The organism is Halothiobacillus diazotrophicus, assembly GCF_001663815.1.
GTDB lineage: Bacteria > Pseudomonadota > Gammaproteobacteria > Halothiobacillales > Halothiobacillaceae > Halothiobacillus > Halothiobacillus diazotrophicus.
Map to the genome: position 1 here is coordinate 1989744 of NZ_CP016027.1, position 13947 is coordinate 2003690.

Below are 13947 nucleotides of genomic sequence, written 5' to 3' on the forward strand. Positions count from 1 at the left end.
CGTGATGCCGGTGCTCAACAGCGCCGGCATCACGGACAGACTAGGCCCGCACGAAGTTAGATTGCACCAATCGCGGCTTTCAGCGCGCCAACGAACGGGTTGGCGAACAGGAACCACATGGCGAACGCGAGGATGATGAACGGGAAGGATTCCATCAGACCGGCGAAGATGAACATGTTGGTCATCAGTTGCGGACGCATTTCCGGCTGACGGGAAATCCCTTCCAGGGTCTTGGAGCAGATCAGGCCCCAGCCGATGGCCGAACCCAGACCGGCAGCAGCCAGAATCACACCAACACCTACAGCTGTATAGGCGTAAATCGTCGCGAGCATTTCAGGGGTCATTTACATTCTCCTCAATCGAACAGTTAAAAAACGAAACACGAAAATCAGTGAGAGTCGGCGTCAATGTGCGCCATACCCAGGTACACAATCGTCAGCACCATGAAGATGAATGCTTGCAACGAGATGACCAGGATGTGGAAGATCAACCACGCCAGATCCAGAACGACCTGCAGCGGGAACCAGATCAGAAGGCCGGCACCGATGGTCGCACCCAGAGTCAGGAGCGCAATCAGCATGAAGACCAGTTCGCCGGCGAACATGTTACCGAAAAGTCGCAGCCCGAGGCTGATCGGCTTGGCCAGTTCCTCGATCAACGTCATGACGATATTGACCGGGATGAAGAATTTGCCGAAGGGGTGGAACAGGAACATCTTGATGTACCCGCCAACACCCTTGACCTTCAGGTTATAGAAGACGGTCAGCGCGAACACGACCAGTGCCATCGCCAGCGGCGTGTTCAGATCGGTCGTGGGCACTACTTTCAGGTGCGTGACGCCCAGACCATGCGCGATGGCAGGCAGCAGATCGATCGGGATCAGGTCCATGAAGTTCATGAGCCATACCCAGATCAGGATGGTCAGCGCCAGTGGCGCGATCAGGGCGGGCGCCTTGCCGCCGAAGGAATCCTTCACCTGATTGTCCACGAATTCGAGCACGCCCTCGACCGCGTTCTGGAAGCGGCCCGGGGTCTCCGTACGCAGATTCTGACCAATCTTCATGGCCACGAACAGAATCAGGCCACCCAAAAGGAAACTGAATATCAGGGTATCGATATTGAGTTGCCAGAATCCCTGACCAACCGAAAGATTGGTCAGGTGATGCTGGATGTACTCAACCGAACCGCCGCCGGTATTTTCTGTCGCCACACAAATCTCCTCAATCCAAGTTCAAATCTGTTTTGCTCGCCGGACGACCGGAATCCGCGCCGCGCGTTGCCAGCACGCCGACGACCATCAGCCCGACGAATCCGCCTACGGTGTACAGGGCCGGCAACTTCAGCCAGCCCAGCGCCAACCCGAACAGGATCAGCAGCGTCACGAACCGCAGCGCGGCGCCAAAATACATAATGTTCATGCTCGCGGAGGGGGACTCGACCGCGAGATCCGTTGCGCGCTGCATCGTGTAACGCAGCATCAGCATCAGGACCACCGCGATGATCGACCCGCCCAGCCCACCCAGGGCGGCATCGGGCCCGCGCCATATATAGAGCGCCGGAACGAGCAATGCCGCGGCGATCGCCTGGACGACCAGCACCCGGCGCGCGCGCCGGGCAATTCCATCAGACATTATCGCCATGATGTTTCGACAGCATTAAACGGTGGGCATTTCTCATGCCGCCGATAAACCCGAGCAGGCCACCAATCAGCATGCCGATTGGCGCCCACCCCAGCCAACGGTCCACCAAGTAGCCCAGGAGCAGACCGGCAATCACCGTGGACGCGAATACGTTGCCCGCACCGACATTCAGCAGCCCCTGCAACCGGGCCGCCAAGTATCCTGACACTTGTTTTTTCGGCGTATTCTGCGGGACGTCGTGGGAATCGGCCATCGTGTGCTCGTATTTACCGGCCAAAATTTGGCAGGTAGTTTAACGGCATATTTCACGGACAACAACAGTTGCCGTACCTACCCATTCGCGCCCCGGTCATTTGGCACAATCGACCGAAAACCTTGCCGCCTCACAGTTCGGATCAGATTGGCTCCGGATCGCGGGGATCAAGCAAACGGCTCAGAATCGACTCGAGTTGCGCCGGATGTTCATAGCGCAACGTCAGACGCCCCTTTCCCCGGGCGCCAGACTGCAGCTCGGCCACGACGCCCAGCGCTTCCGAGATTCGCCGAACCAGTGCCTCCGTATCCGCATCCTGCGTGTTCAACTCGGCGAGACGCGGCGCTTCGTTCAGCTTGCGCACCATGGTTTCCACCTGCCGGACGGTCAGGGCGCGCGCGACGATTTTCTCCGCCACGGCAGCCTGCTGCTCCTGCGGCAGCCCCGCCAGTGCCCGCGCGTGCCCGGCATCGATCCGGTTGCCCTGCAGGAGCGCCCGGACAGGCTCCGCCAGATCCAGAAGACGCAAGGCGTTGCTGACCACCGGTCGCGACACGCCGAGGATATCCGCCACCTGCTGATGGGTCATGTCGAATTCGCGGATCAACCGACTCATCGCTTCGGCTTGCTCGATCGGATCGAGATCCTCGCGCTGCAGGTTTTCGATCAACGCCAGTGCGGCCGCCTGATGATCGTCAATCTCGCGAACGATCGCGGGAATCTGATGCAGGCCTGCCAGTTGGGCCGCACGCCAACGTCGCTCACCGGCGATCAACTCGTATTCACCGGAGCGACGACGCAACACGACCGGCTGGATCAGCCCCTGAGCACGAATGGAATCCGCAAGACTCTGCAGCGCACCTTCGTCAAATCGGGTCCGGGGCTGAAAAGGGCTCGGATGAATCAGCTCCAGTGCCACATCCCGCAACTGACCACCCAATTCTTCCTGGGCCGATTCACTGGAGCGCAGGAGCGCATCGAGGCCGCGACCCAATCCTTTTTTCTTTACTGTCATGTCCGTTCTCTCTTTGGATCGTTATTCCCGCGCCTGTGCGGCCCGAAAACTTGCGGGTTTCGGGCCTGCCGCCAACCGCGTCCGGGCACGCTCGATCAACTCCCGGGCCAGCTCGTCATAGGCCTGCGCCCCCGAGGACTGCCGGTCATAGAACAATGCCGGCAAGCCATAGCTGGGCGCCTCGGCCAAACGAACATTCCGCGGGATCACGGTCGAGAACACCTGCGCCCCGAAATGGGCGAGCAATTGGTCGGAAACCTGTTGTGCCAGCAAATTCCGTGAGTCGTACAGGGTGCGCAGCACCCCCGCAATCCCGAGGGAGGGCTGCAAGGACAGGCGCACCTGCTCGATCGTATCCAACAAGGCACTCAACCCCTCCAGCGCAAAGTACTCACACTGGACCGGGATCAGGACGTCGTTCGCCGCAACCAGGGCGTTGATGGTCAGGGTGTTCAGTGCAGGCGGGCAATCGATCAGGATGAAATCGTAGCGCGCCATCACGGGAACCAGCGCCCGTCGGAGCTTCATTTCACGCCCGATCCGCGTGACCAGCTGGAACTCGGTGCCCGCCAGATCGATGGTGGACGGCAGCAGGTCGTAGCCCGCCGGCTCACTGCGAATCAAAGCCCGATCCACCGACAGCTCGTCGAGCAGCACCTCCGAAATGCTGGTCTCGACCGCCGGCTTGTCGACCCCCGAACTGACCGTGGCATTACCCTGGGGATCCATGTCCACCAGCAGGACCCGCTGATCCCGATCCCGCAGCGCGGCGGCCAGATTGACGGCGGTCGTCGTTTTACCGACACCGCCCTTTTGATTCGTAATGGCCAGCGTCCAACTCATGACATCGTCTCTCGCTGAAAGATGAGCAGATGCCGCTCCGCATTCAAACCGGGCACGGTCAACGGCATGATCTCCCTGATCTCGAATTTATCCGGCATCGTTTCCGGCGTCGCCACATCGACCCGCCCCTTCATGGCCAGCCACTCGCCCCCCGGTCGCGCGAGGTGTGCCGTCGACGTCAGAAAATCCGATGTCGAGGCATATGCACGGGAGATCACCTGATCGAACTGGTCAGCCGGCAACGACTCGACCCGTCCACGCACGACGCGTACATTCGGCAGGCCCAGTGTCCGGATGGCGGTTTCTGCAAATCGGGTCATCTTCAGATTGGAATCGATCAAGGTGACATCCAGCGTCGGGTCGGCTATCGCCAGGATAATACCGGGAATGCCCGGGCCGCTGCCGACATCCGCCAGGCGCCCGGCAGAACGAACCCAGGGGCGAACGGCCAGGGAGTCCAGCACATGGCGCACCACCATGTCGGCAGGATCCCGTACCGCGGTCAGATTGTAGGTGCGATTCCACTTGGACAGAAGCATCAGATAGCCGGCCAGCTGCACGGCCGTCTCGGGGGCGACAGGCTGGTCGAGTCCTCGCGCCCCGGCCGCAATCGCATCGACCAGCGCGGGGGCGACCCCGATCTCCGCCACCTGCGTCATGCTCAAGCCGAAGCCGCCAGCAAGCTGCGTCGCTTCAGGTGCACCAACAACAACGAGACCGCTGCCGGGGTCACGCCGGGAATCCGGCTGGCCTGTCCGATCGTCGCCGGGCGCTGGGCCGACAGCTTGCTGCGCACCTCATGGGACAGACCGGGGATGGCGTCGTAATCGAGATCCGGCGGCAACACCTGGGTTTCCTGCTGCACGGAACGGGAAACCTCGTCCCGCTGCCGGTCGACATAGCCCGCATACTTGACCTCGATCTCGATCTGCTCGGTCACCGCCCGGGGCAGCGGCGTTTCGGGCGACAGACTCGGCACCTGCGCCAGCAGGTCGTAGTCGATTTCGGGCCGCCGCAACAGATCCAGCGCGCGAACCCCCTTGCTGATCGGGCTCGGCAGACCGGCTGCATCCGGATGCTCAGGATGGATCCACAAGTCGGACAAACGCGAACGCTCCCGCTCGATGGCTTCCATCTTCTCGTTGTAGGCCCGCCAACGGGTTTCATCGACAAGACCCATGGCGTGCCCGATCGCCGTCAAACGCTGATCGGCATTATCCTCCCGCAACATGAGCCGGTATTCGGCCCGGCTGGTGAACATGCGGTAGGGCTCCTGAGTCCCCTGCGTGATCAGGTCGTCGACCAGAACCCCGAGATAGGCCTGATCACGTCGCAGGATCAGCGGGTCGCGGCCCAGCGCGCACGCCGCCGCATTGGCGCCGGCCAGCAACCCCTGGGCACCGGCTTCCTCATACCCCGTGGTTCCGTTGATCTGTCCGGCAAAATACAGACCCTCGATGGCCTGCGTCTCCAGCGTCGGCTTCAACCCGCGCGGATCGAAGAAATCGTACTCGATGGCGTACCCGGGGCGCGTGATCACGGCTCGCTCGAAGCCACGGATCGTGCGCACGTACGCCAACTGCACGTCGAACGGCAGACTGGTGGAAATCCCGTTGGGGTAGATCTCATTGGTGGTCAGTCCTTCCGGCTCCACGAACACCTGATGCGAATCCTTGTCGGCGAACCGATGGATCTTGTCCTCGATCGACGGACAGTAACGCGGACCGACACCATCGATCACGCCGGTGAACATCGGCGAACGGTCGAGGCCATTGCGGATGATCTCATGCGTCTGCTCGTTGGTATGGGTGATGTAGCAATTGATCTGCTGCGGATGCTCGCTGGCCGAGCCCAGGAACGAGAAGACGGGCTCGGGCGTATCGCCGGGCTGCGCCTGCATCACCGACAGGTCGATGGAACGGATGTCAATCCGGGGTGGGGTGCCGGTCTTCAGGCGACCCACGCCCAGCGACAGTTCCCGCAAGCGCTCGGCCAGACGCAACGCAGGCGCATCGCCGGCGCGCCCGCCTTGATAAGTTTGCAGTCCGATGTGAATCTGCCCCGCGAGAAACGTCCCGGCGGTCAGCACCACCGTGCGGCCGACGAATTCGATGCCGGCCTGCGTGCGCACGCCGATCACGCGATGCCCCTCGAGCAACAGGTCGTCGATCGCCTGCTGGAACAGCATCAGATTGGGTTGGTTTTCCAGCATCTGCCGAATGGCGGCCTTGTAGAGGATGCGATCCGCCTGGGCACGGGTGGCGCGCACAGCCGGCCCTTTGCGGGCATTCAGGGTCCGGAACTGGATGCCGCCACGATCCGCGGCGCGGGCCATGGCACCCCCCAACGCATCGATCTCGCGCACCAGATGCCCCTTGCCGATACCGCCGATCGCCGGGTTGCAGCTCATCTGCCCGAGGGTCTCGATGTTGTGGGTCACCAACAACGTCGACGCCCCCATGCGCGCAGCCGCCAGCGCGGCTTCGGTGCCTGCATGGCCGCCGCCGACAACGATCACATCAAAATTCTCGGGATAACGCACGGGCAAACTCCGGGACACAATAGCGATACTGCACCTGCAGCACGAACATCGCCAAGGCACAGATTCTTAAAGACGAAGGATTTTACGCGGGAAGGCGCACAAAATCGAGACTGACGCAGAAATTAGACGTTTTTTCTTTTGCTAAAACAGCGGGGTAGACACACCCACCGAAAACCGCCATCCATCACGACGATCACGTGCCGCGAGTTCGCGTACCCACATCGCCGGCGACCGCTTTCCACCAATCACTATTTATAAGGCACGGGGTTTCGTGCAGAATATCCGGTCCCCCGTTCGGGGGATGACCCCGTGCCTGCCCGGCAGACCGCAATCGGGCGACGGAATACACGCCACACCCTGCCTACCCGGCAACATAACATCCATATATACAAGGTAATAATGAACACACTGACAGAGTCACGTTTCTTTTCAGCCGTTATCGCGCTGGGCATCGCCCTGATCACCGCCCTGGCCATTACGGAAATCCAAACCAACCCGCTGATTGAAAACAAGAGCCTGCGCTTTTTCGCCACTGCTGCCGTCATCTTCATCGTCTTCATGCTGGCCACCTTGATGCCGACCCGCGCAGCCGGGACGGCCGCACGCGCACGTCCTGCGGACAACGCCACCCAAGACCCGCACCCGGTCCGGGAAACCGGTCACGTCAAATGGTTCAACGTCGACAAGGGGTTCGGCTTCATCGTCCGGGAGAACGGGGAGGATCTGTTTGTCCACTTTCGCGCCGTCGGGGACGGCTCGACCCTGCACCTGATCGAAGGCCAGCGTGTGGAATACCATATCGGCCAGGGACGCAAGGGCCCCCAGGCCGAACAGGTCGTCGTCCTGGAATAACGGGCGGTCGTCAGATCGGTCGACAGCAGCCCGGGATGTTTTCCCGAATCACGCTGCAGAGCAGGTCGATCGCCGCACTGCGCGTTGTGCGGGCGCGACTGGCGACGGCGACATCCCGGTAAGGCACCGGGTCCTCGAAAGGCACGTAGCGAATCAACCCCCCTGTCGCGTCCGGCATGACCGGGGTCGACGAGCAGGGCAGGACCGTGATGCCTGCGCCCGAGGCAACCATCATGCGCATGGTTTCCAGGGACCCCCCCTCCAGGGCACGCTGAAGCCGTCCGGCATTCGTGGTCTGGCCGCACTCGGGACAGACGCGCAGCACCTGATCCCGAAAACAATGTCCCTGCCCCAGCAGGAGCAACTCCTGATCCACCAGCGTTGACGAGCTGATCGCCGAAAGATCGCTCAACGGATGCCCGACCGGCACGGCCACGGTAAACGGCTCCCGATACACCGGGGTGACGGTCAGATGCGGCGCGGCAAACGGCAGGGACAGCACCACCGCATCCAGCTCGCCCTGCTGCAACTGGTACGCCAGATCGTGGGTAAACCCCTCGACGATCTCGATCGGCATCCGCGGCGCGCGCTGATGCATCTGTCCGATGAGCGAGGGCAGAAGATAAGGCCCGACCGTATAGATGAAACCGATCCGCAAAGTCCCGCTAAGCGGATCTTTCGCGGCATCCGCCAGGGATTGCAACTGCTCCACTTCCTGCAAAATGCGCACCGCCTGCTCGATGACGGCCTCCCCCCGCGGGGTAATGCGCAGATCAGTACGACTGGCGCGCTCGAAAATCTGTACGCCCAGCGCATCCTCGAACCGCTTCACGCCCACACTCAGGGTCGGCTGGCTGACAAAACAGGCCGCCGCCGCCCGGCCAAAGTGTCGCTCGCGCGCGACAGCAACCACATAACGAAGCTCGGTCAGAGTCATTCAGATTTCCCTACAACAGATCAACAGGACATCCATCGATGACAAACCGATGCAAGCACATAACGAACACGACCAACCATTTATGCCAAAAATTCAGCAAAAGCAGAAAGTTGCAGAGACGTATCCCGCACGGCGCACGCTGTGCGGCTTGAACGAGGGCACAAACAGAACAATTCGACTTTGCCACTAAAGTCTTGCAATGCAAGAACAGGGCGGGAACAATTATCGCTTACGGCTCAGACATGAGCTATCTTCCATGGGCGACAACGTACACCAAGGAGTATCACTGTGAGTGACAAAATCGTCTACATCAATGACGGCAACTTCGAACAAGAGGTCCTGCAAAGCGACCTGCCCGTTTTGGTTGACTACTGGGCAGAGTGGTGCGGCCCCTGCCGCATGATCGCCCCGATTCTGGATGAAGTGGCCGAGCAGTATGCCGGCAAGGTCAAGGTCACGAAGCTCAACATCGACGAGAACCCGGAAACCCCGCGCAAGCACGCGATCCGCGGCATCCCGACGCTGATGATCTTCAAAGGCGGTAAGGTCGAGGGCACCAAGGTCGGTGCCGTCTCCAAATCGCAACTGACCGCGTTCATCGACGGCGCACTGTAACCGGATTGGTTCGGCCCTGCCTGTTGGCAGCGTGCCGAAACTGTGCCACAATTCGCCAAATCCAATGGTTAGCGACTCCCGCAATCGCTTCAACCCGGCGTTCCGCCACCCAAGTTCCCCCGCCCAACCCTGAGTCCCCCGGACTCGATTCTCCACTCTAATAAAACTCATCCGATGAATCTTACCGAACTCAAAAACATGCCCGTTGCCGATCTGGTTGCGATGGCTGAAACCATGGGCATTGAAAACATTGCCCGTACCCGCAAGCAGGATGTGATCTTTGCCCTGCTCAAGGCGCACGCCAAAACCGGGGAGTCGATTTTCGGCGACGGCGTTCTGGAAATCCTGCCGGACGGCTTCGGTTTTCTGCGCGGTGCGGATGGGTCCTATCTGGCGGGGCCGGCGGACGTGTACGTTTCCCCCTCGCAGATCCGGCGCTTCAATCTGCAGACCGGCGACACCATCGCCGGCACCGTCCGCTCGCCGAAGGACGGCGAACGTTATTTCGCACTGCTCAAGATCGAAACGATCAACTTCGAACCGCCCAACATGGCCAAGGGCAAGGTGCTCTTCGAGAACCTCACGCCGCTGCATGCCAACGAGCGGATGCGGATGGAGCGCGGCAACGGTTCGACCGAGGATCTGACCGCACGAATCATCGATATCGTTTCGCCCATCGGCAAGGGGCAGCGCGGGCTGATCGTTTCCCCGCCGAAGGCGGGCAAGACCATGATGCTGCAGAATATTGCGCAGAGCATCACGGCCAACCACCCCGAATGCGACCTCATCGTCCTGCTGATCGACGAACGCCCCGAGGAAGTGACCGAAATGCAGCGCACCGTGCGCGGTGAAGTGGTTGCCTCCACCTTTGACGAACCGGCTGCCCGCCACGTGCAGGTGGCGGAAATGGTCATCGAGAAAGCCAAACGCCTGGTGGAACACAAGCGCGACGTCGTGATCCTCCTCGACTCGATCACCCGCCTGGCGCGCGCCTACAACACCGTCGTACCGTCCTCGGGCAAAGTGCTCACCGGTGGCGTGGACGCCAATGCCCTACATCGACCCAAGCGCTTCTTCGGCGCCGCACGAAATATCGAGGAAGGGGGCAGCCTGACGATTCTTGCGACCGCCCTAATCGACACCGGATCCAAGATGGACGAAGTGATTTACGAGGAATTCAAGGGTACCGGCAACATGGAACTCCACCTCGATCGCCGCATTGCCGAAAAACGCGTCTACCCGGCCATCAACATCAACCGTTCGGGCACGCGCCGCGAGGAGCTCCTCACGGATGCGGAAGAACTGCAGAAGATGTGGATCCTGCGCAAGTTCCTGCACCCCATGAGCGAACTCGAGGCCATGGAATTCCTGCTGGACAAACTGCAGAAGACCAAGACCAACAACGAGTTCTACGACTCCATGCGCCGCGGTTAAATCGCGGACGGGAACGAACGTCGGCGCTCAGCGCCCAGCGTTCGAGCATAAAAAACGAGCCGCTTGGGGCTCGTTTTTTGTTTGCGCGTCAGCCGCGATTTCGGCGCCTTGCTCCGGCGCCACCTCGACCTGCGGCGGCCGACGAATCAGGCCCCGCGGGCAATGGCGCGCCAGCCGATGTCGTCCCGGTAGAACCCGCCATCGAACGCGATTGCCGATACGCCCTGGTAAGCAGCCTGCTGCGCATACGCCACGTTGTCGCCCAGGGCCGTGACACAGAGCACCCGCCCGCCCGACGTAACAATTCGGCCGCCCTCGTCACGCGTGCCCGCATGAAAGACCTTGACGCCCGCCGGGACGGCATCCAGACCTCGGATTTCGTCTCCGGTCCGCACGTCCGCCGGATAACCGTAGGCCGCCATGACCACACCCACCGCCGTTTTCGGACTCCAGGCACCCTGTACCTGGTCCAGCCGCCCTTTGATGCCGGCTTCGAGCAGGTCGACGAGATCGGAGGCCAGGCGCATCATGATCGGCTGGGTTTCCGGGTCGCCGAAGCGGCAGTTGAATTCCAGCACCTTGGGCGCGCCGGACGCGTCGATCATCAAGCCGGCATACAGGAAGCCGGTGTAGGGGATGCCTTCCAGGGCCATGCCCTGAACCGTCGGCTCGATGATCGTCTTCATGACGGTGTCCGCAATCTCCGGCGTGACCACCGGCGCCGGGGAATAGGCACCCATGCCGCCGGTGTTGGGACCGGTATCGCCCCGATCCCGCGCCTTGTGATCCTGACTCGTGGCCATGGGCAGGATATTGCCGCCATCGACCATGACGATGAAGCTCGCCTCCTCACCCGCGAGGAAGTCCTCGACCACCACGCGGGAGCCGGCCGAGCCGAACTGGCCGCCGAAAATATCCCGAATGGCCGCCAGCGCCTCGTCCACGGTCTGCGCCACGATCACGCCTTTCCCGGCGGCCAGGCCATCGGCCTTCACGACGATCGGCGCGCCGCGCTGGCGCACATAGGCGAGGGCCGGCTCGGCTTCGTCGAATACCCGATATTCGGCGGTGGGGATTCGGTGCCGGGCCAGGAAGTCCTTGGTGAAGGCCTTGGAACCTTCCAATTGCGCCGCGGCCTGAGTCGGACCGAAGATCGGCAGACCGGCATCGCGGAAGCTGTCGACCACGCCCAACACCAGCGGCGCTTCGGGTCCGACCACCGTCAATCCGATCCCTTCCTGACCGGCGAAGTGCAGCAGGCCCGCGATGTCCGTGGCCGCAATGGGTACGTTGCGACACTTGGCTTCCTGGGCCGTACCCGGGTTGCCCGGCGCGACGAATACCGTCGTCACGCGGGGCGACTGGGCCAATTTCCACGCCAGGGCGTGCTCACGCCCGCCGCCACCAATCACCAATACCTTCATCATGATTCCTCGAACTAGCGATGCAACCGGCACGCCGGTCACGTTCTGTGAGCGCGCAATTTTGCCACAAAATGGACACCGAATCCGTTTATGCCGCGGCGATCCAAACCCCTATAATGCCCGGATGCTCGATATCGTCCTGTTCGAACCCGAAATCCCCCCCAATACCGGCAATATCATTCGGTTGTGCGCCAATACGGGCGCACGGCTGCATTTGGTGGAGCCACTGGGGTTTGCCTTTGAAGATAAGGCGCTGCGACGCGCCGGTCTCGACTATCACGAGTTCGCCCAGGTCCGCATTCATCCCCATTGGAATGCCGTGACGACGGCACTGTCCGGCAAACGGTGGTTCGCCTTCAGTACCCGGGGTACCGCCGATTATCATCAGGCTCGGTTCACGCCGGACGACGTGCTGGTATTCGGCCCGGAAACCCGGGGCCTGCCACAGGCGCTGCTCGACAGCTTTCCCGCCAATCAGCGCCTGCGCATCCCGATGGTCGCCGGTTCCCGCAGCCTGAATCTCTCCAACACGGTTGCGCTCGCTCTGTTCGAGGCCTGGCGGCAGAACGATTTCGCCGGTGCCGCCCCCCGACGCGTGGCCACTGATGCGTGATCGGGACAACCTCGTGGATTGGGCCGCCACCGGGCAACCGATGCCACCCGTCGCCCACGTACGCAGTCCGTTCAAGAGCCGCTTCGGCATTCCGCGTCAATCGGGCCTCGTCCCATCCGCCATCGGTTGGATCGAGCCCTGCCCCCCCTGGGATCGGATGGAGGCCTGGGCCGGCATCGAGGAATTCACGCATCTGTGGCTCATCTGGCACGTGCACGACCAGCCGCATCAACCGGTTTCCAGCGTGCGCCCGCCCCGGCTGGGAGGCAACGTCCGTATCGGCGTGTTCGCCAGCCGCGCCCCGGCCCGCCCCAACCCACTGGGCCTTTCCCTCGTCCGACTGCGCAAGCTGCATGCCGTGGACGGGCGGGTACGTATCGAGATCGGCGGGCTGGATCTTCTGGACGGCACGCCCATTCTGGACATCAAACCCCATATCGGCTTCACCGATTGCCCGGATGGTGCGGACAGCGGATTCGCGCGGCAGGCGCCTGATCGGTTGCCCGTGGATTGGTCGACCCTGCCGAGCGACCGCCTGACCACCTTGAGCGACAATCAGCGCGCGGTCATCACGGAAACGCTGTCACTGGATCCGCGCCCCGCCTTCCATGACGATCCGGACCGGATCTACGGCTGCCCGCTCTTCGGTTGGGATGTGCGCTTTCGTGTCCGAAACGGTCACGTGGAAGTCACGGACCTTGTCGACGATCCGCCGGGCTAGACTAGTGCTCGTGGTGACGCGGTTCCCGGGCCAGTAGCTGACCGACGGCCTCCCGGGCGGTCACCCCGTCGAACAGCACCTGATGGACGGCGTGCACGATGGGCATATCGACGAGATGACGCTCGGCAAGACGCTGGCCCTCCTCGGCGGCACCGATCCCCTCCACCGCCTGACCGATCGCCGCGAGCGCCTCCTCCGGGCCATAGCCCTGGGCAAGTTTCAGTCCGAAACGACGATTGCGGGACTGATCATCGGTACAGGTCAACACGAGATCCCCGACACCGGCCAGGCCCATGAAGGTCTCCGACCGAGCACCAACGGCAGCACCCAGTCGCATGAGTTCGGCCAGGCCGCGGGTAATCAGTGCCGCCCGGGCATTCGCACCGAAACCGAATCCATCGGAGACACCGGCGGCAATGGCCAGAACGTTCTTCAGACCACCCGCCAACTCGACACCCACCACATCGCTCGTCGGATAGGTTCGAAGTCGGGGGTTGCGCAGGCTTGCGGCAATGGTCTCGGCCGCCGCGAAATCGCGGCTGGCCACGGTAATGGCGGAAGGTTTGCCAGTCGCCACTTCATGGGCAAAGGTGGGCCCCGACACCACGACGAAGGGATGGTCCGCGAGCGCGCCGGCCCGATCCGGCTCGGCGAACAGTTCGCTGATCCGTCGCCCCGTCCCTCGCTCGAACCCCTTGGCGGCATTTACCAGGATGGCATGGGCGGGGATGGCGTCGCCTGTCTGGGCGGAAAGTTCGGCAATAAACGGCACCAAGGCCTTGGTCGGGAGAACGAACCACACCTGGTCCGCACCAGCCAGTGCCCTAGCCAGATCGGCCGTGACCGTGACCGAATCCGGCAAGCGACACTCGGGCAGGTAGCGGGCATTGATCCGATCACGTTGCGTTCGCTCCGCCATCTGCGGATCACGCGCCCACAAACGCACGGCGAGCCCGTTTTCGGCGAGCACCTTGGCCAGGGCCGTTCCCCATGAGCCTGCGCCCAGAACCGCCACGGAATTGGCTTGCATCGCGTCGCGTCCTTTGGGTGGGATCGAT

General features: G+C 62.2%; 15 protein-coding genes and 1 pseudogene. 5 read left to right on the top strand and 11 right to left on the bottom strand.

Annotated elements, in window-relative coordinates:
• Positions 1 to 56: 56 nt before the first annotated feature.
• The 8 genes from atpE to mnmG form a co-directional block, all read right to left on the bottom strand.
• Positions 57 to 344 carry a F0F1 ATP synthase subunit C gene (gene atpE, locus A9404_RS08685; RefSeq protein WP_066100340.1) on the bottom strand — a complete coding sequence of 96 codons (288 nt, stop codon included), beginning with the start codon at positions 342 to 344 and terminating at the stop codon, positions 57 to 59.
• Between the two features lie 44 nt (positions 345 to 388).
• A complete protein-coding gene (atpB, locus tag A9404_RS08690) occupies positions 389 to 1210 on the bottom strand; it encodes a F0F1 ATP synthase subunit A (protein ID WP_066100343.1) in 822 nt (273 codons plus the stop codon).
• Between the two features lie 10 nt (positions 1211 to 1220).
• Positions 1221 to 1631, bottom strand: a complete 411-nt coding sequence (locus tag A9404_RS08695) for an ATP synthase subunit I (protein WP_066100346.1) — start codon at positions 1629 to 1631, stop codon at positions 1221 to 1223.
• Complete coding sequence (locus A9404_RS08700) at positions 1624 to 1893, bottom strand: AtpZ/AtpI family protein (RefSeq protein ID WP_066100349.1); 270 nt, start codon at positions 1891 to 1893, stop codon at positions 1624 to 1626. The genes A9404_RS08695 and A9404_RS08700 overlap by 8 nt, the downstream gene beginning before the upstream one ends.
• A 142-nt stretch (positions 1894 to 2035) precedes the next feature.
• Entirely contained in the window at positions 2036 to 2908 is an 873-nt protein-coding gene (locus A9404_RS08705) for a ParB/RepB/Spo0J family partition protein (protein WP_066100354.1), read from the bottom strand.
• A gap of 21 nt (positions 2909 to 2929) precedes the next feature.
• Positions 2930 to 3751, bottom strand: a complete 822-nt coding sequence (locus A9404_RS08710; RefSeq protein WP_066100357.1) for a ParA family protein — start codon at positions 3749 to 3751, stop codon at positions 2930 to 2932.
• Positions 3748 to 4410, bottom strand: a complete 663-nt coding sequence (gene rsmG, locus A9404_RS08715; protein WP_082922855.1) for a 16S rRNA (guanine(527)-N(7))-methyltransferase RsmG — start codon at positions 4408 to 4410, stop codon at positions 3748 to 3750. Before rsmG ends, A9404_RS08710 begins: the two co-directional genes overlap by 4 nt.
• Positions 4411 to 4412: 2 nt before the next feature.
• On the bottom strand, positions 4413 to 6293 hold the full coding sequence (gene mnmG, locus A9404_RS08720) for a tRNA uridine-5-carboxymethylaminomethyl(34) synthesis enzyme MnmG (protein ID WP_066100362.1): 1881 nt from the start codon (positions 6291 to 6293) through the stop codon (positions 4413 to 4415).
• Positions 6294 to 6947: 654 nt separating this feature from the next.
• Here mnmG and A9404_RS13625 point away from each other — a divergent pair.
• Positions 6948 to 7145, top strand: a pseudogene (locus A9404_RS13625) (cold-shock protein); the annotation flags it as partial.
• A gap of 10 nt (positions 7146 to 7155) precedes the next feature.
• Here the strand turns inward: A9404_RS13625 and A9404_RS08730 are convergent.
• Positions 7156 to 8082 (bottom strand): LysR substrate-binding domain-containing protein, encoded by a 927-nt coding sequence (locus tag A9404_RS08730; RefSeq protein ID WP_066100369.1) that lies wholly within the window; start codon positions 8080 to 8082, stop codon positions 7156 to 7158.
• Positions 8083 to 8370: 288 nt separating this feature from the next.
• On the opposite strand from A9404_RS08730, the gene trxA reads away from it, so the two are divergent.
• Positions 8371 to 8697, top strand: coding sequence for a thioredoxin TrxA (gene trxA / locus A9404_RS08735; protein ID WP_066100373.1), 327 nt, complete (start codon positions 8371 to 8373; stop codon positions 8695 to 8697).
• A gap of 174 nt (positions 8698 to 8871) precedes the next feature.
• Positions 8872 to 10131, top strand: coding sequence for a transcription termination factor Rho (rho, locus tag A9404_RS08740; RefSeq protein WP_066100376.1), 1260 nt, complete (start codon positions 8872 to 8874; stop codon positions 10129 to 10131).
• 146 nt (positions 10132 to 10277) lie between these two features.
• Here rho and purD read toward each other — a convergent pair whose 3' ends face one another.
• Complete coding sequence (gene purD / locus A9404_RS08745) at positions 10278 to 11555, bottom strand: phosphoribosylamine--glycine ligase (RefSeq protein ID WP_066100378.1); 1278 nt, start codon at positions 11553 to 11555, stop codon at positions 10278 to 10280.
• A 124-nt stretch (positions 11556 to 11679) separates the two neighbouring features.
• On the opposite strand from purD, the gene trmL reads away from it, so the two are divergent.
• Together trmL and tsaA are read left to right on the top strand one after the other, a co-directional pair.
• Positions 11680 to 12168: a tRNA (uridine(34)/cytosine(34)/5-carboxymethylaminomethyluridine(34)-2'-O)-methyltransferase TrmL gene (gene trmL / locus A9404_RS08750; RefSeq protein ID WP_066100381.1), complete on the top strand. Its 489-nt coding sequence runs from the start codon at positions 11680 to 11682 to the stop codon at positions 12166 to 12168.
• The gene (gene tsaA / locus A9404_RS08755; RefSeq protein WP_197490321.1) at positions 12161 to 12889 is read left to right on the top strand and encodes a tRNA (N6-threonylcarbamoyladenosine(37)-N6)-methyltransferase TrmO; all 729 of its coding nucleotides are present in this window, start codon (positions 12161 to 12163) and stop codon (positions 12887 to 12889) included. The genes trmL and tsaA overlap by 8 nt, the downstream gene beginning before the upstream one ends.
• Position 12890: 1 nt before the next feature.
• Here the strand turns inward: tsaA and A9404_RS08760 are convergent, their stop codons facing one another.
• The gene (locus tag A9404_RS08760; protein WP_066100383.1) at positions 12891 to 13919 is read right to left on the bottom strand and encodes an NAD(P)H-dependent glycerol-3-phosphate dehydrogenase; all 1029 of its coding nucleotides are present in this window, start codon (positions 13917 to 13919) and stop codon (positions 12891 to 12893) included.
• Positions 13920 to 13947: the final 28 nt, after the last annotated feature.

What these genes read in the sequence shown, in the direction of transcription:
- purD (WP_066100378.1), bottom strand. Translation starts at nt 11,555, where the DNA reads ATGAAGGTATTGGTGATTGGTGGCGGCGGGCGTGAGCACGCCCTGGCG.
- atpE (WP_066100340.1), bottom strand. Translation starts at nt 344, where the DNA reads ATGACCCCTGAAATGCTCGCGACGATTTACGCCTATACAGCTGTAGGT.
- trmL (WP_066100381.1), top strand. Translation starts at nt 11,680, where the DNA reads ATGCTCGATATCGTCCTGTTCGAACCCGAAATCCCCCCCAATACCGGC.
- tsaA (WP_197490321.1), top strand. Translation starts at nt 12,161, where the DNA reads ATGCGTGATCGGGACAACCTCGTGGATTGGGCCGCCACCGGGCAACCG.
- rho (WP_066100376.1), top strand. Translation starts at nt 8,872, where the DNA reads ATGAATCTTACCGAACTCAAAAACATGCCCGTTGCCGATCTGGTTGCG.
- A9404_RS08700 (WP_066100349.1), bottom strand. Translation starts at nt 1,893, where the DNA reads ATGGCCGATTCCCACGACGTCCCGCAGAATACGCCGAAAAAACAAGTG.
- rsmG (WP_082922855.1), bottom strand. Translation starts at nt 4,410, where the DNA reads ATGACGCAGGTGGCGGAGATCGGGGTCGCCCCCGCGCTGGTCGATGCG.
- A9404_RS08710 (WP_066100357.1), bottom strand. Translation starts at nt 3,751, where the DNA reads ATGAGTTGGACGCTGGCCATTACGAATCAAAAGGGCGGTGTCGGTAAA.
- A9404_RS08760 (WP_066100383.1), bottom strand. Translation starts at nt 13,919, where the DNA reads ATGCAAGCCAATTCCGTGGCGGTTCTGGGCGCAGGCTCATGGGGAACG.
- A9404_RS08705 (WP_066100354.1), bottom strand. Translation starts at nt 2,908, where the DNA reads ATGACAGTAAAGAAAAAAGGATTGGGTCGCGGCCTCGATGCGCTCCTG.
- A9404_RS08730 (WP_066100369.1), bottom strand. Translation starts at nt 8,082, where the DNA reads ATGACTCTGACCGAGCTTCGTTATGTGGTTGCTGTCGCGCGCGAGCGA.
- A9404_RS08695 (WP_066100346.1), bottom strand. Translation starts at nt 1,631, where the DNA reads ATGTCTGATGGAATTGCCCGGCGCGCGCGCCGGGTGCTGGTCGTCCAG.